At 23.6% G+C, this 23352-nt stretch carries 21 protein-coding genes; 14 read left to right on the forward strand and 7 right to left on the reverse strand.

Features of this window, described 5'->3' with window-relative positions; genetic code table 11:
• The first annotated feature begins 277 nt into the window (after positions 1 to 277).
• The 4 genes from U0T63_01930 to U0T63_01945 all read left to right on the forward strand — a co-directional run bounded on the left by U0T63_01930 (position 278) and on the right by U0T63_01945 (position 3695).
• Positions 278 to 901 carry a DsbA family protein gene (locus U0T63_01930; protein ID XBC39097.1) on the forward strand — a complete coding sequence of 208 codons (624 nt, stop codon included), beginning with the start codon at positions 278 to 280 and terminating at the stop codon, positions 899 to 901.
• A gap of 105 nt (positions 902 to 1006) precedes the next feature.
• Positions 1007 to 1933 (forward strand): 5'-3' exonuclease H3TH domain-containing protein, encoded by a 927-nt coding sequence (locus U0T63_01935; protein ID XBC39098.1) that lies wholly within the window; start codon positions 1007 to 1009, stop codon positions 1931 to 1933.
• Positions 1894 to 2148, forward strand: a complete 255-nt coding sequence (locus U0T63_01940) for a hypothetical protein (GenBank protein ID XBC39099.1) — start codon at positions 1894 to 1896, stop codon at positions 2146 to 2148. Before U0T63_01935 ends, U0T63_01940 begins: the two co-directional genes overlap by 40 nt.
• Positions 2149 to 2261: 113 nt before the next feature.
• Positions 2262 to 3695 carry a DNA polymerase gene (locus U0T63_01945; GenBank protein ID XBC39100.1) on the forward strand — a complete coding sequence of 478 codons (1434 nt, stop codon included), beginning with the start codon at positions 2262 to 2264 and terminating at the stop codon, positions 3693 to 3695.
• Positions 3696 to 3718: 23 nt separating this feature from the next.
• Here the strand turns inward: U0T63_01945 and yihA are convergent, their stop codons facing one another.
• Complete coding sequence (yihA, locus tag U0T63_01950; GenBank protein ID XBC39101.1) at positions 3719 to 4330, reverse strand: ribosome biogenesis GTP-binding protein YihA/YsxC; 612 nt, start codon at positions 4328 to 4330, stop codon at positions 3719 to 3721.
• Positions 4331 to 4586: 256 nt separating this feature from the next.
• Between yihA and typA the strand changes: the two genes are divergently transcribed.
• Positions 4587 to 6413, forward strand: coding sequence for a translational GTPase TypA (gene typA, locus U0T63_01955; protein XBC39102.1), 1827 nt, complete (start codon positions 4587 to 4589; stop codon positions 6411 to 6413).
• 127 nt (positions 6414 to 6540) lie between these two features.
• On the opposite strand, the gene gmk is transcribed toward typA, so the two are convergent.
• The 6 genes from gmk to prfB form a co-directional block, all read right to left on the reverse strand.
• A complete protein-coding gene (gmk, locus tag U0T63_01960; GenBank protein XBC39103.1) occupies positions 6541 to 7161 on the reverse strand; it encodes a guanylate kinase in 621 nt (206 codons plus the stop codon).
• A gap of 70 nt (positions 7162 to 7231) precedes the next feature.
• Entirely contained in the window at positions 7232 to 8026 is a 795-nt protein-coding gene (thyA, locus tag U0T63_01965) for a thymidylate synthase (protein ID XBC39104.1), read from the reverse strand.
• A 1-nt stretch (position 8027) separates the two neighbouring features.
• Complete coding sequence (gene lgt / locus U0T63_01970; GenBank protein XBC39105.1) at positions 8028 to 8897, reverse strand: prolipoprotein diacylglyceryl transferase; 870 nt, start codon at positions 8895 to 8897, stop codon at positions 8028 to 8030.
• Positions 8898 to 9084: 187 nt separating this feature from the next.
• Positions 9085 to 10341, reverse strand: coding sequence for a diaminopimelate decarboxylase (gene lysA, locus U0T63_01975; protein XBC39106.1), 1257 nt, complete (start codon positions 10339 to 10341; stop codon positions 9085 to 9087).
• Positions 10342 to 10485: 144 nt separating this feature from the next.
• Positions 10486 to 11985: a lysine--tRNA ligase gene (lysS, locus tag U0T63_01980; protein XBC39107.1), complete on the reverse strand. Its 1500-nt coding sequence runs from the start codon at positions 11983 to 11985 to the stop codon at positions 10486 to 10488.
• A gap of 33 nt (positions 11986 to 12018) precedes the next feature.
• Positions 12019 to 13116 carry a peptide chain release factor 2 gene (gene prfB / locus U0T63_01985; protein XBC39497.1) on the reverse strand — a complete coding sequence of 366 codons (1098 nt, stop codon included), beginning with the start codon at positions 13114 to 13116 and terminating at the stop codon, positions 12019 to 12021.
• A 277-nt stretch (positions 13117 to 13393) separates the two neighbouring features.
• Here prfB and ygfZ point away from each other — a divergent pair, with 277 nt between their 5' ends.
• From ygfZ to tusA, 9 genes are all read left to right on the forward strand, one after another.
• Complete coding sequence (gene ygfZ, locus U0T63_01990; GenBank protein ID XBC39108.1) at positions 13394 to 14353, forward strand: tRNA-modifying protein YgfZ; 960 nt, start codon at positions 13394 to 13396, stop codon at positions 14351 to 14353.
• A gap of 139 nt (positions 14354 to 14492) precedes the next feature.
• On the forward strand, positions 14493 to 15833 hold the full coding sequence (gene miaB / locus U0T63_01995; GenBank protein ID XBC39109.1) for a tRNA (N6-isopentenyl adenosine(37)-C2)-methylthiotransferase MiaB: 1341 nt from the start codon (positions 14493 to 14495) through the stop codon (positions 15831 to 15833).
• 45 nt (positions 15834 to 15878) lie between these two features.
• Complete coding sequence (gene ybeY / locus U0T63_02000) at positions 15879 to 16358, forward strand: rRNA maturation RNase YbeY (protein ID XBC39110.1); 480 nt, start codon at positions 15879 to 15881, stop codon at positions 16356 to 16358.
• A gap of 45 nt (positions 16359 to 16403) precedes the next feature.
• Positions 16404 to 17285 carry a CNNM family magnesium/cobalt transport protein CorC gene (gene corC / locus U0T63_02005; protein XBC39111.1) on the forward strand — a complete coding sequence of 294 codons (882 nt, stop codon included), beginning with the start codon at positions 16404 to 16406 and terminating at the stop codon, positions 17283 to 17285.
• Positions 17286 to 18518: 1233 nt separating this feature from the next.
• On the forward strand, positions 18519 to 21107 hold the full coding sequence (gene leuS / locus U0T63_02010) for a leucine--tRNA ligase (protein XBC39112.1): 2589 nt from the start codon (positions 18519 to 18521) through the stop codon (positions 21105 to 21107).
• 204 nt (positions 21108 to 21311) lie between these two features.
• Positions 21312 to 22328 carry a DNA polymerase III subunit delta gene (gene holA, locus U0T63_02015; protein ID XBC39113.1) on the forward strand — a complete coding sequence of 339 codons (1017 nt, stop codon included), beginning with the start codon at positions 21312 to 21314 and terminating at the stop codon, positions 22326 to 22328.
• 11 nt (positions 22329 to 22339) lie between these two features.
• Positions 22340 to 22597 (forward strand): adenylyltransferase/cytidyltransferase family protein, encoded by a 258-nt coding sequence (locus U0T63_02020; protein XBC39114.1) that lies wholly within the window; start codon positions 22340 to 22342, stop codon positions 22595 to 22597.
• Between the two features lie 14 nt (positions 22598 to 22611).
• Positions 22612 to 22980: a hypothetical protein gene (locus tag U0T63_02025; GenBank protein XBC39115.1), complete on the forward strand. Its 369-nt coding sequence runs from the start codon at positions 22612 to 22614 to the stop codon at positions 22978 to 22980.
• Positions 22981 to 23017: 37 nt separating this feature from the next.
• A complete protein-coding gene (gene tusA, locus U0T63_02030) occupies positions 23018 to 23272 on the forward strand; it encodes a sulfurtransferase TusA (GenBank protein ID XBC39116.1) in 255 nt (84 codons plus the stop codon).
• Positions 23273 to 23352: the final 80 nt, after the last annotated feature.

The following is a 23352-nucleotide window of genomic DNA, read 5'->3' on the forward strand; positions in this document are numbered from 1 at the left end:
AAACAAAAAATTTCTAAACAATTAATTTCATTTATAAATATTATTTTTGTCATAAAAAACATAATTTAAAAACATTGTTTTTATCTATAAATAAATCCAATTAATTAAACACACCAACAATAAATAAACTATAATACATACCAAATTTAATAGTATATTTTAGAAAATAAAATATAAAATTTAATCTAGCGTTTTTATTCATAAAAGCTATAAAATTTTTACATCACAATTAATTATACTGTATACTTTTAAAAACAAAAAACTAAAAATAAATAATATGAAAAAAATTTTATTAATTTTTATATTAACATTATTTGGATTTCAAAATGTTGATAAACTACTAATAGAAAAGGAATACAATACACTAAATCAAAAAATTCCTAATACTCCTCAAATAATAGAATTCTTTTCTTTTTTATGTCCACATTGTTATGAATTTGAAAAACTTTGCAATCTAGATTATTATGTAAAAAAACAAATATCTAGTGCTATTAAAATTGAAAAATATCATACTAGCTTTTTAGGAGGAAAATTTGGTCGTTCACTAACTCGAATATGGGAAATATCAAAAATTATTGGATTAGACCAAAAAGTTTTGATTCCTCTGTTTAAAAAAATTCAAGATGAAAAAACTATAGTTAATTCTTATACTTTAAAAAAAGAATTTTTAAAACTAACTTCAATTGATGAGAAAGAACTGAAATTTTTATGGAATTGTTTTGCCATAAAATCAATATTGTACAATCAAAATATCATTCAAAATGCTATAAATTTAGATCGTGTCCCTTTAATGCTAATAAATGGAAAATATATTATAAACAATGCAAATATAAGTCATGAGTCAACACAAGATTTTATTAAAAAATATACACATATCATACAGTTATTACTCGAAAAGTAGAGATTTAAAAATTTTTAAAAAATTTTAAAATAATAAATTACTTTATAATTTCTAAAGTTCTAATTAATATTAAAGTATTCGAAAATTCTATTATATAGTTTATTTATGAAATTTGACAAAAAAAACATTGACTATTTACTAGTAGATGGTACATCTTATATTTACCGATCTTATTATTCTTTTCCTTTGTTTAAAAATAAAAATAATGCTCCTTCTGGAGCAATATACGGAGTGATAAACATGCTAAAAAAATTATCATTTCAATATCCAAATACTCAAAAAATTATAATATTTGATTCTTCAAAAAAATCATTTAGACATATTTTATTTAAACCATATAAAAAAAATCGACCAACCATTCCATATAATCTAAAAATTCAAATTAAACCATTATATAAAATAATCAACGCTATGGGATTTCCTATTATAACAATACCTAGTTTTGAAGCGGATGATATCATAGGAACTTTAGCTTATACTGCTAGTTCTCAAAGTAAATCTACTTTAATTAGCACTAATGACAAAGATTTAGCACAACTAGTTAATAAAAATACCTGTATATTAGAAAATATTTCTGGAAAAATTTTAGGAAAAAAAGAAATTAAAGAAAAATATGGAGTATTACCATCACTAATACCAGATTTATTAGGACTAATGGGAGATCAGTCAGATAACATTCCCGGTGTTCCAAAAATAGGAAAAAAAACGGCATTATTTTTATTAGAAAAATTCGGATCTTTGAAAAATATATATAAAAACTTTGAAAAAGTATCTCAATGCACACTAAGAGGTGCTAAAAATATAGCTAAACAATTAATCATAAATAAAGATTTAGCTTTTCTTTCAAAACATCTCGCTACAATAAAAAAAAACATATCAATAGATAAATCTATATATAAATTTCAAATGTCTTGTCCATCTATGAAAGAGTTATTATATTATTTTGAATATTATGAGTTTTACAACTGGCTAAAATTACTAAAAGAAAAAAAATGGATAATGAATACAAACAATTTAAAAAAAAAGAAATAAAGTTAATATGTTCTAAAAAAACACAATTCTATATTATTACAACACTAAAAGAACTTAATATATTAACGTTGAATTTAAAAAATTCTTCTCATTTTTCTTTTTATTTACATATAAATACAAAAAATACTTTGTCTATTCTAGGAATAGCTTTTTCAATTGATATTAATTGTTCTAGTTATCTACCATTAATATTTAAAAAAAAAACAAATATATAACTTTAAAAAATATACTTTTAAGTTTAAAAGAAATATTTGAAAATTCAAAATCTACTAAAATTAGTTACAGTTTAAAAAATGATATACATGTTCTAAAAAAATATAACGTAAATTTGTCAAAAAATCAATACGACGTTACATTAGCAACATATTTATTAAATAATACACTAAAAAAAGCAGAATTATTAAATAACATTGAAGATAACTGGATTAAAAATTATAATACTTTTCAAAAAAAGTTTAAAAATACCCTTATAGAACTTAAAAAAACTTATTTTTCTTTAGAGCAATCTAAAAAGATTTTGAGTTTATATATAAGTACGAAAGAAAAAATTGATAAAAATACACAAACAAAACACATTTTTAAAAACATAGATTTAAACTTAATTGAAGTTCTAAGTACTATAGAAAATAATGGAATATATATTAGTAAAAAAATTCTAGAAAATATTTCAAATATATTCAATTTAAAACTATTATATTTACAAAAAAAATCGTATATTGCACTACACAAAAAAATAAATTTATTATCCAATTTAGAATTAATGCAAGAAATTCCTATTCTTAAATCACATAAAAAAGTAAATAAAACAATATTGACCATTCTATCCAAACAATACTTGTTACCTAAAATAATTTTAAAATATAGAAATTTATACATGCTAAAAAATACATATTCTGAAAAGCTTTTAAATATGATAGATAAAAAAACTAAGCGTATTCACTGCTGTTATAATCAAACTAACACTATTACTAGTAGACTTTCTTCTTCCCATCCTAACTTGCAAAATATTCCAATTCATAATAAAGAAGGTAAATACATAAGAGCCGCTTTTTTAGCTCCTAAAGATTGCTTATTAGTATCAACTGACTATTCTCAATTTGAATTAAGAATCTTAGCCCACTTTTCACAAGATGAAAAATTCTTAGATGCGTTTTTAAAAGATAAAGACATACACTTGATTACAGCATCTGAAATATTTAATACTACTTTTAAAAACATTACTTATCATGAAAGACATCATGCTAAATTAATAAACTTCTCGATTCTCTATGGAATGTCTTCTTATGGATTGTCTAAACAGTTAAATATCAATATAAAAAAAGCAAGAAATTACATACAAACATATAAAGAAAAATACAAAAAAATATTTCAATACATTGAAAATACTAAAAATATGGCATTAAAAAACGGATTTGTAACAACGTTAGAAGGAAGAAAATTATTTATACCCAATATTAAATCCAAAAATAAAAAAATACAAAAAATAGCAAAAAAAACAGCTATAAGTGCAGTTATACAAGGAACCACATCAGATATCATGAAAATCTCTATGATAAAAATCAATAACTTAATAAAACAAGACTTTAAATCACATGCAAAAATAGTACTTCATATCCACGATGAATTAATATTCGAAATAAAAAAAGAAAAAATAAAATTATTCTGTGAAAAAATAATAAACATAATGGAAAATATTAAAACACTAAAAGTTCCTTTAAAAATTAATACAAAAATAGGAAAAAATTGGCTAGAAATTAATTAAATGTAAAACAAAAAACTATATATTTAAGTTACGTTTTCATTAATCCAAAAATTTACTTGACTTTTTAACTTATTCAATCCAATATTTTTTAATGTTGAAAATAATTCTACTGATATATTATTATTTGAAAGTACTAACTTGTTAGAACGTACACAATTTAATTTTTGATTTCTCTTAGATATATTTACTTTATCTGCTTTACTTAATAAAATTAAAATTGGAATACAATGTAACTTTGCTAAATTAAGTATAATCTTATCCCAATATTTTATAGGACGTCGAATATCTATTAACATTACTAGTCCTATTAAACATTTTTGAATTTCTAAATATCGAAAAATTATATTTTTAAAAGTTAATTTGATATTTTTGGAAGTTTTAGAATAACCATAACCAGGAAAATCTACTAAACGCATTCCAGGAAATATTTCAAAAATATTAATTAATTGTGTTCTTCCTGGAGTTTTACTTACTCTAGTTAGTTTTGTTTGATTAGTTAGAGTATTAATTACAGTAGATTTTCCAGAATTAGAATATCCTAAAAATGCAATTTCAAATCCATATTTATATTTTTCTTTCTTTATATTAAAAATACTTTTTAAAAACACAGTATTACAATAATTAATTTCACACAAAATAAAATTCCTAAGAACATATAATGAATTTATGATCTTAATACAAAACATAAATTTTGTAAAAACACAAATATCAACAACACTATTTTAAAATTTATAAAAATGTAGTCCTCTCTAAATACATAGTTTTTAACTATATCATCTAAAAACTAAATATGAAATAATTACTATTTCTATATAATTATGTTAGAATTAGAACTCAATAATATGATGTTTTATCATATTTAAAGCACTTTTAAAACATATAACATATAACATGAATAAAAATTTAAGAAACATAGCTATTGTGGCTCATGTTGATCATGGAAAAACTACTCTAGTAGATAAATTATTACAACAATCAGATACTTTTAAAAATCAAAAAAACATATCTGAACGAATCATGGATTCAAACGATTTAGAAAAAGAAAGGGGAATTACTATTATTTCAAAAAATGTTTCCATTCAGTGGAAAAATTATCGAATTAACATAATTGATACACCTGGGCATTCTGATTTCGGGGGGGAAGTAGAAAGAATTCTATCTATGGTAGATTCTGTTCTATTAGTCGTAGACGCGTTAGACGGACCTATGCCACAAACGAGATTTGTTACTAAAAAAGCCTTTGACTATAAAATCAAACCTATCGTAGTAATTAATAAAATTGATCGAAAGTATGCAAGATCAAATTGGGTTCTTGATCAAATTTTTGATTTATTCGTTAATTTAAATGCTACCGATGAACAATTAGATTTTCCTATAGTATATACTTCAGCTTTACTAGGAACTTCTGGAATAGATTGCAAAAAAATGCAACCTGACATGTCATTATTATATAAAACTATAATTAAACATACGCCTCCACCCAAAACAAACCACAATAGCTCACTCAAAATGCAAATTTCTCAATTAGATTATGATAATTACCTAGGAAAAATTGGAATTGGTCGAATCCATCAAGGATCTATTAAACCCAACCAAACCGTAGTAATTGCAAACAACCAAGGCATAAAAACTACTAAAAAAATAAAAAATGTACTAAGTTATTTTGGTTTAAAAAAAATAAATACTCAATTAGCACACTCTGGGGATATCATAGCTATCACAGGAATTGAAGAATTAAATATATCCGATACTATTTGCGATCCTAACAATATCGATCCATTACCAAATTTAAGAATTGATAAACCTACAGTAAGAATGACATTTTCTGTCAATACTTCCCCATTTTCTGGAAAAGAAGGAAAATATGTTACATCTAGACATATATTAAATCGATTAAAAAAAGAGATAACTCATAATATCTCCTTAAGATTTAAAGAAACTAAAAATTCCAATACTTTTCTAGTATCTGGAAGAGGAGAACTGCACTTATCAATATTAATTGAAAATATGAGAAGAGAAGGGTTTGAACTAGAAATATCACGTCCAGAAGTAATTATTCGAACTATTGAAGGAATCAAAAAAGAACCATTTGAAATAGTTGTATTAGACATTGAAGAAAAAAATCATGGAGCAATAATGAAATTGTTAGGAGAAAAAAAAGGAAAAATTTCTAATATTACTTCAAATAAAATAGGTCGAATACAAATTAACTGTATTCTTAGTAGCAATTCTTTAATTGGGTTCAAATCAGAACTCGAAACCGTTACTTCAGGGTCCGGAATATTTTATTCTTCTTTTAGTCATTATGGAAAAATTCAATTTAAAAATTTAGGATTACGAAAAAACGGAGTTTTGATTTCAAAACACACAGGACAATCAGTAGGATTCTCCTTATTTAGTTTGCAAAATAGAGGAAAACTATTTATAGGACATGGAGAAAAAGTATATGAAGGACAAATCATTGGAATTCATAAAAGAAATAATGATTTAACTGTGAATTGTTTATTAAGCAAAAAATTAACTAACATGAGAGCCTCAGGATCAGACGAAGCAATAACATTAACTCCACCTTTAAAAATTAATTTAGAATATGCTATTAATTTTATAAATCATGACGAATTAATAGAAATAACTCCATCGTCTATTAGATTAAGAAAAAAGATCCTCAAAGAAAACGAAAGAAAAATTTTTTTAAGAGAAAAATTATTTAATAAATAAAAAATTATTTATTTACATAAATTGAAAAGTTATTTATATTTTATTTTTATATTAAGACAAAATTGTATCATTAAAAATGAACATCAAATTCTATTATTAACTCGTTATATTGAACAAAATAATTATTTTAATTCAATAGATTTTTTATAAGTTCACTGTTTTTCCTAATTTGGTATTTTTTTGATAAATGTTCTACTTGAACAATACGACATAAATCTGATACAGCAATTTTGAAATTATCATTTATAACCAAATAGTCATATTCAACATAATGTTTCATTTCAGACACTGCTTGTTTCATTCTTTTTTCTATCACAGCATCACTATCTTGTGCCCTCTTATATAATCTTCTACGCAATTCATTTCTAGATGGTGGAAGTATAAAAATACTTCTAGAATCTGGAATTTTTCGACGAATTTGTTGAGCCCCTTTCCAATCAATATCTAAAAAAATATCTATTCCAGTAAGTAAACGGTCATATATTTCTTTTTGAGATGTCCCATAATAGTTATTAAATACCTTCGCATATTCTAAAAATTTTCCCGTTTCAATCATTTTTTCAAATTGACTAATAGAAACAAAATAATAATGCTTACCATGACATTCACCTGGTCTAATTACACGAGTAGTATAAGATATTGACACATGTATTTTAAATATAAAATTAGAATTTAATATTCCTTGAATTAAACTAGATTTTCCCGTTCCACTAGGAGCAGAAATAATAAATAATATACCTTTTGTCATAATTCTTATAAAATTTAAACGATTTTTAACATATTTAGAAAATTGTAAGAATACAAAATTTAAAATTTATTTAAACTGCTATAATTGCCTTTATAGGAGGATGTGAATTATATCTCAATAAACTAAAATCTTGTATGCAATAATTAAATATACTTTTAGGCTTGTTATTGAATTTTAAAGTTGGAAGGCAATAAGGTACACGCAACAATTGTTCTTGAGCCTGTTCAGTATGATTTTTATACAAATGAACATCACCTCCTGTCCATAACAAGTTTCCTACTTTTAAACAACACTGTTGTGCTATCATATGAGTTAACAAAGCATAACTAGCAATATTAAACGGAAGTCCTAAAAAAACATCACAAGAACGTTGATATAATTGACAACTTAACACGTCATTTAAAACATAAAATTGAAATAACACATGACATGGAAATAAAGCCATACTTTCTAATTCTCCTACATTCCAACTAGATACTAATATCCTTCTAGAATAAGGATGATATTTTATTTGCCTAATCACATTATCTATTTGATCAATTTCTAAACCATTAGAAGACTTCCATTTTCTCCATTGTTTTCCATAAATAGGACCAAGATTACCTAATTTATCTGCCCATTCATTCCAAATAAATACCTTATTATCATTTAAAAATTTTATATTGGTGTCTCCTTTAAGAAACCATAAAAGCTCATAAACAATAGAAGGAAAATGACATTTTTTAGTCGTAAGTAACGGAAATCCAACTTTTAAATTAAATTTCATATTATAACCAAAAATAGACAACGTTCCTATACCGGTACGATCTTGTCTAGTTTTTCCTTTTTTTAATATTTTTTTTAACAATAATAAATAAGATTTCATATCAACTCATCTCATTGAAATTTCTATTTTTGCAAATTGAAATAACAATTATTAAAGCACCAAATATTACCATAGGGATAGATAAAATTTGACCCATAGTAAAAAAATGATTAAAAAATCCTATTTGATAATCAGGTTCACGAAAAAATTCAACTAATATACGAAAAATACCATATACGATTAAAAATATACCCGATACTACTCCAACAATATTTAATTTTTTAGAAAAGAACTTTAATAAAAAAAATAAAACTACACCTTCTAAAAAAAACTCATATATTTGAGATGGATGTCTTGGTAGAACTCCAAACTTATGTATTAATAACTGTAATTGCAAATTATTCTTAGATATTTCTAAATCTATAAATTTAGAATTAGGAAATAAAACAGAAAAATAAAAGTTTGGAGCTATTCGCCCCCAAAGCTCTCCATTTATGAAATTTCCTATTCTTCCTAAACCCAACCCAAACGGGACAAACGGAACAATCAAATCAGAAATCAAAAAAAAATTTTTACTGAATTTTTTTGAAAAATAAAAAATCGCTACAATTACTCCTAATAATCCTCCATGAAACGACATTCCTCCTTCCCATACTTTAAATATATAAAAAAAATTACCTAAAAAAAATAGCGGATTATAGAATATCACATACCCCAATCTTCCTCCAATGAGTAATCCCCAAAAACTAAAATAAAACATATGTTCTATTTCTTCCTTTTTTAATCCTATTCGTTTTAAGCAAATCTTTCCTTTATACAAAATAAAAATAAATCCTAATAAATACATAACTCCATACCAATAAATAGGAATGTTATATATATAAAACATCACAGGATTAAAATTAGGAAATAATATATATGTATTATACATAAACATTTTCACCCTAACATGAAATAGCATATTTTAAAATAAAAATATATTTATCAAAATCTAAAATGTTATTAAAATTACTTATGACAATATTATATTATTATATTAAATGAATTTAATATTAATATAAAATTTACATATATTTTAAAATTAAAATATAAAACATTTATATAAAAAATATTACGATCTATATACAATCTATTTCTAATTTTAAAAGTTCTTGTATAGTTTGACGTCTTCTAATCATACGAAATACTCCCTGTTCGAACAAAATTTCTGGAATTAAAAAACGACTGTTATAATTAGATGACATAGATGCTCCATATGCTCCTGTATCATGAAATACTAAATAATCACCGATTTTTACTTTAGGAAGCATTCTCGTTTCTATATCTCCGTTTTCATTTTGAGTAAATACGTCTCCTGATTCGCATAATGGCCCTCCTACTACTGTTTCTACGGTATCATCTTTATCTATAATTCGTCCGTCACCAGAAATAACAGAAATGTAATGATAACTACCATACATAGCTGGTCTAACTAAATCATTAAACCCTGCATCAACAAGAACAAAAAATTTAGAACTAGTAGATTTTATCGATCTTATCTCAGAAACTAGTATTCCAGATTCTGCTACTAGAAATCTACCAGGTTCTATTTCTAACTGAACAGAATGATTTAAATAATTAGAAATTTCATTTCGTACTTTATTCCATAAGATAAAATACTTATTAATATCAAAGTGATTTTCATTTAACTTATAAGGAATAGGTAAACCTCCTCCAGCCGATATCATTTTTATATCGTAATTAAGATACACAACTTGTTCAATCATTTCTTGACATACACGCTCTAAACACCTATAATTTGCACCTGATCCAATATGCATATGTAAACCTATCAGTTTCAAATTATATTTTTTAATGAACGGAATGGCTTGACTAATATCCCAAATTCCATGTTTACTATTATCTCCTCCAGTATTAGTTTTTTTACTATAACCAGATCCAAATTTTGGATTAATTCGAAGCCAGATATGATGCCCAGGAGACACTTTTCCAATTTGCTCTAACATATTGATAGATCCAATGTTAACTGTAATATTATGTTTTTTCACTGTGTCTAATGTTTTTCTATCAATAACATCGGCTGTAAATACAATTCCTTGATTAACAGCACTATAACCAGAAATTAACCCTCTCTCAATTTCTCCTAATGATACAGCATCAATTTTTAATCCATTTTTACGAAATAAGCTCAAAATATGAATGTTAGAACAAGACTTTTGAGCGAATCGAATTTTATCGAATTGATATAATTTTTTTATATTTTCTAACATAATATTAGAATCGTATATCCATAAGGGCGAACTATATTTTTTAACTAATTGCAATATATTTTTGTCTCTAAATATTGCCTTTTTTTTACTAAAATTATTAAACATACACATGTTCTCAAGAAAAAACATTAACTTATACGTAAATTTCATAAAGATTAAAAATAACAAAATTAAAATTTTAGATAATAAAATTTTAAAATATAAAATAAAAAATAAAATAATATAACGTATTCACAAATAAACAATAATTTATAAAACAGGATTAATAGGTTTAAGAATAGGGAAAAAAATGACATCACGAATACTAGCTTGATTAGTTAAAATCATAATTAATCGATCAATTCCTATACCCAATCCAGAAGTAGGAGGTAATCCATATTCAAGTGCAGTGATATAATCTTCATCATATAACATTGTATTCTCTTCATATTGCATATTTTCCAATTTTTTCTGATTTAAAAATCGGTTCTTTTGATCTTCTGAATCATTTAATTCTGAAAATCCATTTGCTAATTCATAACCAGAAACAAATAATTCAAAGCGATCAGCAATATCATAATTAATATCATTTCTTCTAGACAAAGGAGAAATTTCTATAGGATAATCAGTTATAAAAGTAGGCTGAATCAAATTTTTTTCAACTGTTTTTTCAAATATCTCTGATATTAATTTTCCTAACCCCCAAGTTTTTTCTATCTTTATCCCAAGCATACTAACTATGCTCTTTACTTTATCTAGATCATTCAAATCAGATAATGTAATATCTGAATTAAAATATAATATTGCTTGCTTCATAGTTAACTTCTGAAAATTTTTAGAAAAATCTAAATCATATTTTCCATATTTAAATTTTAAACTACCGATAATTACTTTAATTATATCTTTTAAAAATTTTTCAGTAAAAATCATCATATCTTTATAATCTGAATATGCTATATATACTTCCATCATAGTAAATTCTGGATTATGCCATCTTGAAACTCCTTCATTTCGAAAATTTCTATTAATTTCAAAAATTTTATTAAATCCTCCAATAATCAGTCGTTTTAAATATAATTCAGGTGAAATTCTTAAATACAAATCAAGATCTAAAGAATTGTGATGTGTTACAAAAGGACGAGAAGAAGCTCCTCCAGGAATATTTTGCATCATAGGAGTTTCAACCTCTAAAAATTCATTTTCTGACATAAACCTTCGGATACTTGTAAATATATCTGACCGAACTTTAAAAATAAAACTTAAATTTTTATTACTAATAAGATCTAAATATCTCTGTCTATATCGTATTTCTTTGTTATATAATCCATGAAATTTATTTGGTAATGGCCTTAACGATTTAGTTAATAATTTTAACTTTTTACAATAAATAGATAATTCTCCAGTGTTGGTTCTAAACAAATATCCTTCAGTGCCTATAATATCACCTAAATCTAATTTTTTTACTACATCTATATAAAACTTATCAACGAAATTATTCTGGGAAACATATAATTGCATCTCTCCTTGACAATCTTTTATAATAAAAAAAGAACTTTTTCCCATTACTCGTTTCTTTAAAATTCGACCAGCAATACTTATAAAAATATTTAACTTTTTTAATTTTTTACTACTATATAATTTATAAGTGTTATTAATACTTATAGAATTATTTTTAGGTTTAAAATCATTAGGAAAATTAAAACCACAATCTTTTAACACATCTAATTTTTTCCGTCGTTGTTTTTCTTCATTATTAATAATATTATTCATAATAACCTCTTATTATTTTAAAAAATTATATATTTAAAAACCTTGCATTAAACTAGGTTTAATGAATAAATCTAAATTTCCATCTAAAACAGACTGTATATTTTTTGTTTCAATACCTGTTCTTAAATCTTTAATTCTAGAATTATCTAATATATATGAACGTATCTGATAGCCCCATCTTATATCCGATTTTTTATCTTCAAGAATTTTTTTTTCATCATTTTGTTTATCCATAGTAATCTTATACAACTTTGCCTTTAACTGTTGCAATGCTGTATTTTTATTTTTATGTTGAGAACGACTACTTTGCGATTGAGTTACTAACCCCGAAGGAATATGCGTAATTCTTACTGCAGATTCAGTTTTATTAATATGTTGTCCTCCCGCACCAGATGCACGATATACATCAATTCTTAAATCGCAAGAATTAATTTTAACTTGTATAGAATTATCAATATCCGGATAGACAAATGCAGAAGAAAAAGAAGTATGACGTTGATTATTAGGGCTAAATGGACTTTTTCTAACTAAACGATGAACACCTGTTTCAGTACGTAACCAGCCAAAAGCATATTTTCCTAATACTTTAATCGTCGCAGATTTTATTCCAATTATTTCACCATATGTTCTTTCTAAAATTTCAGTTTTAAAACCTTTTAAACTAGACCATTTTAAATACATTCGAAATAACATATTAGCCCAATCTTGTGCCTCTGTTCCTCCAGAACCAGATTGTATGTCTAAATAACAATTTAAATAATCGTATTTCTTAGAAAAAATAAAATTTAATTCTAATTGATCAATAGAATTATTCAATAATTCTAATTCGCTAACAATGTCATGTAACAAATATTCATTATTTTCTTTAATAGACATATTAAGAATTTCTATTATTGCATTTAAATTAGACTCTGCATTCCCTATTGAATTCGTTACTGACAATAAAAAATTTTTTTCTTTATTTAAATTTTCCACTAAACTAAAATTTTTCCAAATTTCAGATTCTTTTAATAAAGAGTTAATCTCTAATAACCTATCTTTTTTACAATCATACTTTAAAAATTTTTTTAAATCATTAATCTTTTTAAGACATATTTTAATACGACGTTGAATTAAACTAATATCATACATTTTTAAAAATCTCTCAATTTTCATATGAATTGGTATGTTTAAAAATACAAAATATACTTTATGTAAAACTATATATACAAATTAATTAAAATATAAAATATTTGTATAAATATACTTTAAATACTTAATTATATATATTATATGATATATACATTGTTTTTTTGTTAATAATTGAATAACTGATTAAAATAATTAAATTATTTAATAAAAATAAATTATATAATTTAAATTTCTGAAATATATTAATTTCTATTTGTAAGACCTGGATAAAAATTAAATGAATACATCTAAGTTAATAAAAAAATATTTCCCTTATTTATTTGAAAACAATATAACACTTATAACCTTAAAAAAATGGACGTTAACAAATATAATAGGATCCAATAGTAAAGAATATTTACAAAATCAAATAACTATTGATGTAAATAAACTAGATTCAAATCACGCAATATGTGCTCATTGTAATATTAATGGAAAAGTATGGAGCAATTTACGTATATTTAAATTTTGTGAAAACAATTATATGTACCTTCAAAGAAAAAGTACATCCAATCTCCAAATTCAAGAACTAAAAAAATATTCTATTTTCTCTAAAATAAAAATTTTTAATAACATCAATATGTTGTGCTTGGGAATTATCGGAAAAGAAGCACAAACAGAATTATCAAAATATTTTCAAAACTTTCCAAAAAAAAACTCTTCAGTATATCGTCAAGATAACATTATTTTATTAAAATTTGACTTTCCATGCGAAAGATTCTTACTTATTTCAGAAAAAAATAATATTATTTTAAAAAAAATATTACAATTAACAAAAAAAACAAACAATGATTTATGGCTTACATTGGATATTGCTTCTAACATTCCAATTATAGAAAAAGAGACCAGCGGAAAATTTCTTCCACAATCACTTAATTTAGAAAAGTTAAAAGGTTTAGACTTTAAAAAAGGATGTTATTATGGACAGGAAATGATCTCCAAAGCACATTATAAAAACTTAAATAAATATAATTTATCTTGGATAACTACAAAATCTGATACAATTATAAAAGTAGGAGAAATCATAGAATCAAAAACTAAAGATAAACAATGGAAAAACATTGGATACGTTTTAGCAACATCCCAAATTAATACTAAAACTAAATGGATTCAAGCAGTAATAAAAAAAAACATTTCAAATAATGATAAAATTCGCATTAAAAATGCTACCAATAAAAAAATATGGATAAAATCGTAAAATATATTAGATAAATATATTTTTAATACATATAAACTATATAAGTTATATATATAATATGTGCATTAACTTTAAACTAACATTAAAACGCGCTTCATAACATCTATTTGACCCATTTATTTTTACAACGAAAAATATCATGACTAAAAAAAAAATATATATAAAAACATGGGGTTGTCAAATGAATGAATATGATTCTTCTATGATAACTAATTTGTTACAAAATAAATACAAATTTGAAAAAACTTACTTTCCTGAACTGGCAGATATTCTAATTTTAAACACATGTTCTATTCGAGAAAAAGCACAAGAAAAAGTTTTTCATCAGCTAGGAAGATGGAGGAAATTGAAAGAAAAAAAACCAAATGTTATTATAGCAGTAGGTGGTTGTGTAGCAACTCAAGAGGGAGAAGAAATTTTCAAACGTGCAAAATACGTAGACATCATTTTCGGAACGCAAACATTACATAGACTTCCATACATGATAGAAAAAGTAGAGAAATATAATAAACATGTAATTGATATTGAATTTCCTTTGATAGAAAAATTTGATTTTATTGAATATCCTAAAACAACATCGGTAACAGCTTACGTAACTATAATAGAAGGATGTAATAAATTTTGCTCATTTTGTATAGTACCTTATACTAGAGGTTATGAAATTAGTCGTCCAGTAGACGATATCTTGTTAGAAATCTCTATCCTATCAAAAAAAGGCGTTCGAGAAGTTAATTTGCTAGGGCAAAATGTTAATGCATATCGAGGAAAAACTTTTGACGGAAAAATTTGTAAGTTTTCAGAACTGTTAAAACTAGTATCTCTTATAGAAGGAATTGAAAGAATTAGATTCACAACAAATAATCCTATCGAATTTACAGATGATATAATTGATACTTATTTATATACAAAAAAAATAGTTAATTTTCTTCATTTACCAGTACAAAGTGGATCTAATCGAATATTAAAGCTCATGAAAAGAGCTCATAACATTCAAGAATACAAAAAAATTGTTCAAAAAATAACCAAAAACCGACCAAAAATTCAAATTAGTTCAGATTTTATTGTTGGATTTCCAGGAGAAACTCAAGAAGATTTCGAAGAAACTTTACATTTAATAAAAGAAATAAACTTTGACATGAGTTTTAGCTTTATATATTCCCCTAGACCTGGAACACCAGCTTCAGAACTATCAGATATAAACTCAATAAAAATAAAAAAACAACGACTTTATAAACTTCAAACGCTTATTAACAAAAATGCAAAACTATGGAACAAAAAAATGTTAGGAAGTATACAATCAGTATTAGTAGAAGGACCATCCCTTAAAAATCCAATGGAATTATCAGGCCGTACAGAAAACAACCGAGTAGTAAACTTTAAAGGTAATCCTAATATGATAGGACAATTTGTTAATTTAGAAATTGTAAAAATAAACCCTAATTCTCTCAAAGGTTATTATTATAAAAAATTTAACAGTTAAAATCTTAAAAAATTTTTATTAAAACAATATGCGTATATTACTTTAATGACATCAATAATTATTAATTTGCAAACAGCTTGTTATAAACAGTCATATTTTCCAAAAAAAGAAAAATATGCAAAATGGATACAAGCTAATTTAAAGAATCAAAGATCTAACATTGAAGTAACAATCAGAATTGTCAAAAAATCTGAAATAAAATTATTAAATTTTAAGTATAGAAAAAAAAATAAAACTACAAACATATTGTCTTTTCCATCTACTACAAATAAAATAATCAAATCTGATTTTATCGGTGATCTAGTAATCTGTGGAAATATTATAAAAAAAGAAGCACAAATAAAAAATATAACAATAGAATCACATTGGGCACATATAATAATACATGGCACATTGCATTTATTAGGATATAATCATAAAAATTATAATAATTTTAAAAAAATGAAAGATCTAGAAATAAAAGCCATGGTATCTCTGGGATATCAAAATCCTTACAAAATAAATACAAAAATTAAAACATCTTAAAATACCAATTTCAACTAACATATAAGAGATATATATTAATACGAAATGAATGACAATCATTCACAAAAAAGTGATAATAACAAAAAAAAAAATTTCTTTTCTGTTTTACTCAAGCAGGTATTTCATGAAGAACCAAAAAGTAAAAAAGAACTATTAACGTTAATACACTATTCTAAAAAAAACAAATTATTAGACTCAGATATTTGCGATATGCTGAAAGGAGTAATCAATATCACACAACAGAAAATTCGAGATATAATGGTTCCTAGAGCTCAAATGAAAATTTTAAAATTAACTTATTCATTAAACGAATGTTTAAATATAATTATAAAATCCTCCCATTCACGTTTTCCAGTTATGAACTACGACGAAAACTATATTGAAGGATTTTTAATGGCTAAAGACCTTTTACCTTTCGTAGAAAATGAAAAAAATAATTTCTGTATAAAAAATATATTAAGACCTTCTGTTGTGGTACCTGAAAGTAAACATGTTAACTGTATGTTAAAAGAATTTAGATTAAAAAAAAATCATATGGCAGTAGTAATAGATGAATTTGGAGCTGTTTCAGGTCTAGTAACAATTGAAGACATACTAGAACTAATTGTAGGTAACATCGACGACGAATATGATAAAAACGAATTAAATATTCATCAGTTAAATCCATATACATTTATGATAAAATCTTTTACTTCTATAAAAGAATTTAATGAAACTTTTAAAACTAGTTTTAGTAACGAAGAAGTTGATACTATCGGTGGTTTGATTATGAAAATCATTGGACATCTTCCAGTACAAGGTGAAATTATAAAAATTTCAAAATATACATTCAAAGTACATATTGCTAATAATAGAAGAATAAAACAATTAAAAGTTACTATTCCAAAAGATAGTAAAACTCCGATAATTATTAAAAATATTGACTAATGTTATGAAACGCATATCTTGGAAATAAGATATTATTTTAAATAATTTTATCAATAACTTCAAGAAATACAAAAAACATTTCTATATACTTACGCATAAACTATGCGAGCTATGTTCTAAACTATCTTCAATAAAACTATAAAGTTTCATAAATTATAAACAATAGGAATATTTTAGAAATTAATTTTTTAGATATTAAAGTAATCAAATCGATATAAATATTAGTTGTATAAAATTTTATTATCATATGTAAATAGTTTACTTACTGTTTTATAATATATCTTTCTAAATACTCCTTTCTATCTTATATCATTTTAATATGTTTAATTAAAATTTTATGATTTAAAATATTACTTATTTCTGTATCATTATAAAATACAATTTAAAACGTTGAAATTTTACATACTCTATACCAATACCAATAATTTTGCATCATTATAAAAACTTTTATAATGACATAAAAAGTTAAAATATCAACACTCCCATTGTCAAAATTAATATTTTACAAACAAATCATAATTCTGAAAGAAGTTATAAAATTTTAAACAACTATTACCAACTAATAAAATAATATCAATAACAATATGTTATAATTTTTAAATTTAAAGTACTAAATTTGTTTTTAAACGAAAACAATGAATTTATAAAACTATATAAAATATCTCTACAACATAACTACTATATTTAAAATAAATAAACAAAAACATTTATAATTGTAAAATTAAATACAAAAATATGTTCTAATGTTATTTAAAAAAATATATTTTTTAAAGAAATATTGTTAAACATTACAAATGTTCCTTTCTTTACTTTTTTGATGCAAATATACATACTAAATTTAATTAAAATCAAAATTTTTATTTTATCGATTTTTTGTAATATTACCTTATTAAGAAAAACAAGAAATAAATTTCTTTTTAAATTAAATTTTTTAATTTTTATCATTAACAATGTATGGTTTGAAAAATTTGTTCAATTATGGCAATGTTCTTAAAAAATTCATATAAAAACTTTAGATTTTAGAAAAGTGTTAATTTATTACTCTAATACTATTATTATAATAATCCATACTACAAAAATTATAAATACAACATTTTTAAATTTCAAAATATATAATATCTATGTCAAAAAATTATTCTTTATTCAAAATTAGAAAATTGTCAAATTTAAATTGTTTTAATAAGATACATTACAATATTTTTAATTAAATTAAACAACTACATAACTAAAACTATGAAAAAAAGATACATACCAAAAGAAATAGAAAATGATATTCAAAAAATGTGGGAAAAAAATAATACATTTTCAGTCATTGAAGATAACAACAAAAAAAAGTACTATTGTCTGGCAATGATTCCATATCCTTCTGGGAAATTACATATGGGTCATGTTAGAAACTATACTATCAGTGATGTTATAGCCAGATATCAACGCATGATAGGAAAAAACGTTTTACACCCTATAGGATGGGATGCATTTGGACTACCTGCAGAAATAGCAGCTATACAAAACAACGTTACTCCTTTCAAATGGACTGAGAAAAACATTCAATATATGAAAAAACAACTAAAATCATTAGGGTTTAGCTATGATTGGAACAGAGAAATTACTACCTGTAAACCTGAATATTATAAATGGGAACAATGGTTTTTTATAGAGCTATATAAAAAAAACTTAATATATAAAAAAAAATCTTGGGTTAATTGGTGTCAAACTGACCAAACAGTGCTAGCTAATGAACAAGTCATAGATGGATTATGCTGGCGTTGTAATACAAAAGTTATTAAAAAAAATATTTCTCAATGGTTTATTAAAATAACCAAATATGCTGAAGAACTACTCAAAGGATTAAACGAATTATCTGAATGGCCAGAAAAAGTAAAAATAATGCAATCAAACTGGATTGGACGTACATCTGGAATTGAAATTTGTTTACAACTATTTAATGCAAAACAAAAACTTACCGCGTTTTTATCTAAACCGGAAGAATTAATGGGAGTAACATATGTCGCCATATCTCCTTTGCATAAATTAGCAAAAAAAATTTCCTATATTGATAAAAACGTTAAGTCATTTATAAAAAATATAAATTATCAAGATATGTTTAATAATAATTTTGATAAAACTGAAGGGGTAAATACAGGTATGTTTGTTTTACATCCAGTAACTCAAAAAAAAATACCTATATGGATAGCCAATTATATGTTATCAGAACATGTAGCTAAATCTATTCTATGTGTACCTGCTCATAATCAAAATGATCTTAATTTTTCTTTAAAACATAAAATAAAAATAAAACCAGTAATATTTCAAGAAAATAAAACAGCATCATATATAACAACTAAAGCTATCGTAACAACAAAAGGAATGTTGTTTAATTCTGAAAAATATGACAATTTAAATATTCCCCAAGCACGACTTTCTATTACATCAATGTTAGAAAAAACAAAAATAGGAAAAAAAAAGACATATTATAAATTAAAAGATTGGGGAATTTCAAGACAACGCTATTGGGGTGTTCCTATTCCTATGGCAACTCTAAAAAACAATAATGTTATTCCTATACCTGAAACTTATCTTCCAATTACACTACTTAAAAATACAAACCTTACTCATTCTAAACAAGAATTCTCAAGAAAAAAAACAATACTTATTAATAATGAATTAGCAGTACGTGAAAACGATACCTTGGATACGTTTGTAGAATCTTCTTGGTATTATGCTAGATATACTTGCCCTAACTTTAACGGGGGTATGATAGAGAAAAATTCTGCAAATTATTGGCTCCCTATAGATTTATATATTGGTGGAATAGAACATTCTACTATGCACTTGATGTATTTTCGATTTTTCCATAAACTTTTAAGAGATTTTGGATTCGTTCAGTCTAATGAACCAGTAAAAAAACTCTTGTGCCAGGGAATGGTATTATCTGATGCTTTTTATTATTTCGATCAAGAAAATCATAAACATTGGATTAACATTTCATCTTCTCATATACCATATGATTACAAGGGAAATGTAAAAAAGCATTTCACATACAAAAAAAAAGAAGTTTTTCATGCAGGAATGATTAAGATGTCTAAATCTAAAAAAAATGGAGTAGAACCTGAAAACATTATCGAAAAATATGGAGCGGATACTATAAGATTATTTATTGTATTTTCTGCACCGATAGAATCTTCATTAGAATGGAAAGATTCTAGTATAAAAGGAATGTACCGATTTCTAAAAAAAATATGGTCATTATGTTATAATCATGTTCAAAATAATAAAAACATAAACACTCTGCTAAATTATAAAAGTTTAACGAATGTTCAAAAAAAATTATACTTATTTTTATACAATACTATACAAAGCGTAACGTACGATATTGACAAAAGACAGTCTTTTAATACAGCAATCTCTAAGATAATGATATTAGTTAACAAATTCTCAGATATCTTTAAAACTTCCCATAATAAAAATATAGCACTTATGCAATTAATACTTGTATCTATTGTAAAAATGATGTATCCCTTTACGCCTCATTTTAGTCATAAATTATTAACATATCTTTTAAAAAATAAAAAAAATATAGAAAATATTAAATGGCCTAAAATTAAAAAAGAAAACATTATAAACAAAAACCTTATAAATATATTAATTCAAATTGATGGAAAATTTCGAAAAACCATGCTAATAAAAAACAATCTTTCTAAAAAAGAAATATTAGAACTAGTTCTAAACGATCCTAAAATATCCAATCATATTAAAAACATAAAAATTTATAACACCGTATATATTCCTAACAAATTAATAAATTTAGTTACTCATTATTAGCATAGAATTAAAATATTAAAAATATATTTATTACATATTTAAACATGTAAGTACCTTTGCATATATAACATGTAAATAATTTATGTTATGATTTCAAAAATTTAATTATATTTTTTATAAAAAAAGTAGTTTGTACAAAACGTTCCAAATTAAAAAATTTAAAATTTTTTAAACAAAAATCATATTTATGTCTAAAATCACACTATGAACATTATTAATTCAGAACAATTATTTCCTTCTTACTTTAAAAAATTAAGCCCTTATTATATTATTTTAGGAACTGAATATTTGTTTATTCAAGAGAGCAAAAAAAATATATTACAGCTAGCTAAAAAACATGGATTTTCTGAATTTTTTATGCACCAAGTAGAATATAATGAAAATTTAGAAATTTTTTCTTACAATTTTAAAACTAATAATCTATTTCTCGAAAAAAAAATCATTTTCCTTGATTTATCTAAAACTCTATTGACTAAAAAAGTTAAAACCCAATTATCTTACTTGTCTAACTTTATAAATTCAAATCTTCTATTAATTATCCATATAAGTACAAACAAAAAAATAGAAAACGAAATATGGTTTAATATATTTAAATCAACCGGTACAATTATTTATTGTAATAATCTTACAGAAAAAACAATAAATATCTGGATAAAAAATAAAGAAAACAGCTTAAAGATAAATCTTCATAAAAGTTCTAAAGATCTACTTCTTAAATATTTTTCAAAAAATACATTACATTTATATAATATACTTAATATCTCAAAACTAAATTGGCCTACAACTTTAATTACTTCTAAAAATATTCAAAAACTCATTTATGAAGCAGCTATTTTTACTCCGAACGATTGGATTAACGCAATTTTAATTGGTGATTATAACGAATCTATTAGAATATTAAATAATTTTTATATAAAAAATTATAATCAAATAATTTTGATACGATACTTACAGAACACTTTACTAACTATATTAATGATACAACGTAAAATACCAGAGAAAGTTGACTATACTTTAACACAAAGAAATGTCTTAAAAAAAAATCAAAAACTCATAATTAAGTTTTCACATAAAAGAAGTACTCAAATTATTCATCAAGTAATTAAACTATTAACAAAAATAGAAATTAACGTTAAAAAGCACTACACGAAATCTATTTGGAATCAACTAAAACTTTTATCATACATTATGATCAAAAATGTTAGTATATTTTATTATTAAATGGAAATAAAATGGCAAAATTGTATGCATTATTAGGCGGAACTTTCAATCCTATTCACTATGGTCATATTATTACATCAGAAATATTAGCAAAAAAAATTAATTTAAAAAAAATTATTTTATTACCAAGATATATTAATTTATATAAAACTCAATATAAAATATTGACAAAACATAGAATTGAAATGATAAAACTAGCAATAAAAAATAATAAATTATTATTTGACATAAATTACTTAGAAATAAAAAAAAAATCCCACATACAATAACAACTTTAAAAATATTGAGAAAAAAATTAGGATATCAAAAGCCATTAGGATTTATTATCGGATTTGACAATTTAATAAACCTAGATCAATGGTACAAATGGAATAAATTGTTAAAATGGTGCCATTTAATTGTATTATCGAGATATTTAAAAAAAAAAGATATATATAATAGAAATTTAAAAATATGGATAGAAAACCACAAAACTACAAATTATATCTTATTAAAGCAAAAACCTTCTGGACACATTTTTTTCTCTGATACGCCCTGCGTAAATATTTCTTCAACAAAAATTAGATTTTTCTTAAAAAATAATTTATCTTGCTGTAATTTTATTCCTATTTCTGTAATTAATTATATTAAAAAACATAAGTTATACATTTAACATATTTACATAAAATAAAACATTTAAAACAATATATATGAACATTAAAAAAAGTAAAAAATATAAATTATTAGACTTAAGAACCTTACGTTGTCCTGAACCTCTTATGCTATTACGAAAAACTGTTAGAATAATAAAACATGGACGCATACTTTTAGTGTTAGCAGACGATCCATCGACTATTAGAGATATTCCAAATTTTTGCCGATTCATGAATCATGTATTACTAAAAACTTCCATTGAAATACTACCTTATCAATATCTAATTCAAAAATTTAAATCTGATCTATAACTCATAAAAACAATACAATTTTATAAAAAATACTAAAATAAAAGCTTTTAGTATTTTTTAAATTATTCTATTAAAGAAAC

This window comes from Buchnera aphidicola (Nurudea shiraii), assembly GCA_039829955.1.
Taxonomy (GTDB): domain Bacteria; phylum Pseudomonadota; class Gammaproteobacteria; order Enterobacterales; family Enterobacteriaceae; genus Buchnera_B; species Buchnera_B aphidicola_AY.

Coding starts and splice junctions, on each gene's coding strand:
- U0T63_01930 (XBC39097.1), top strand. CDS start 278: ATGAAAAAAATTTTATTAATTTTTATATTAACATTATTTGGATTTCAA.
- U0T63_01935 (XBC39098.1), top strand. CDS start 1,007: ATGAAATTTGACAAAAAAAACATTGACTATTTACTAGTAGATGGTACA.
- U0T63_01940 (XBC39099.1), top strand. CDS start 1,894: ATGGATAATGAATACAAACAATTTAAAAAAAAAGAAATAAAGTTAATA.
- typA (XBC39102.1), top strand. CDS start 4,587: ATGAATAAAAATTTAAGAAACATAGCTATTGTGGCTCATGTTGATCAT.
- gmk (XBC39103.1), bottom strand. CDS start 7,161: ATGACAAAAGGTATATTATTTATTATTTCTGCTCCTAGTGGAACGGGA.
- thyA (XBC39104.1), bottom strand. CDS start 8,026: ATGAAATCTTATTTATTATTGTTAAAAAAAATATTAAAAAAAGGAAAA.
- lgt (XBC39105.1), bottom strand. CDS start 8,897: ATGTATAATACATATATATTATTTCCTAATTTTAATCCTGTGATGTTT.
- lysA (XBC39106.1), bottom strand. CDS start 10,341: ATGTTTAATAATTTTAGTAAAAAAAAGGCAATATTTAGAGACAAAAAT.
- lysS (XBC39107.1), bottom strand. CDS start 11,985: ATGAATAATATTATTAATAATGAAGAAAAACAACGACGGAAAAAATTA.
- prfB (XBC39497.1), bottom strand. CDS start 13,116: ATGTATGATATTAGTTTAATTCAACGTCGTATTAAAATATGTCTTAAA.
- ygfZ (XBC39108.1), top strand. CDS start 13,394: ATGAATACATCTAAGTTAATAAAAAAATATTTCCCTTATTTATTTGAA.
- miaB (XBC39109.1), top strand. CDS start 14,493: ATGACTAAAAAAAAAATATATATAAAAACATGGGGTTGTCAAATGAAT.
- ybeY (XBC39110.1), top strand. CDS start 15,879: ATGACATCAATAATTATTAATTTGCAAACAGCTTGTTATAAACAGTCA.
- corC (XBC39111.1), top strand. CDS start 16,404: ATGAATGACAATCATTCACAAAAAAGTGATAATAACAAAAAAAAAAAT.
- leuS (XBC39112.1), top strand. CDS start 18,519: ATGAAAAAAAGATACATACCAAAAGAAATAGAAAATGATATTCAAAAA.
- holA (XBC39113.1), top strand. CDS start 21,312: ATGAACATTATTAATTCAGAACAATTATTTCCTTCTTACTTTAAAAAA.
- U0T63_02020 (XBC39114.1), top strand. CDS start 22,340: ATGGCAAAATTGTATGCATTATTAGGCGGAACTTTCAATCCTATTCAC.
- tusA (XBC39116.1), top strand. CDS start 23,018: ATGAACATTAAAAAAAGTAAAAAATATAAATTATTAGACTTAAGAACC.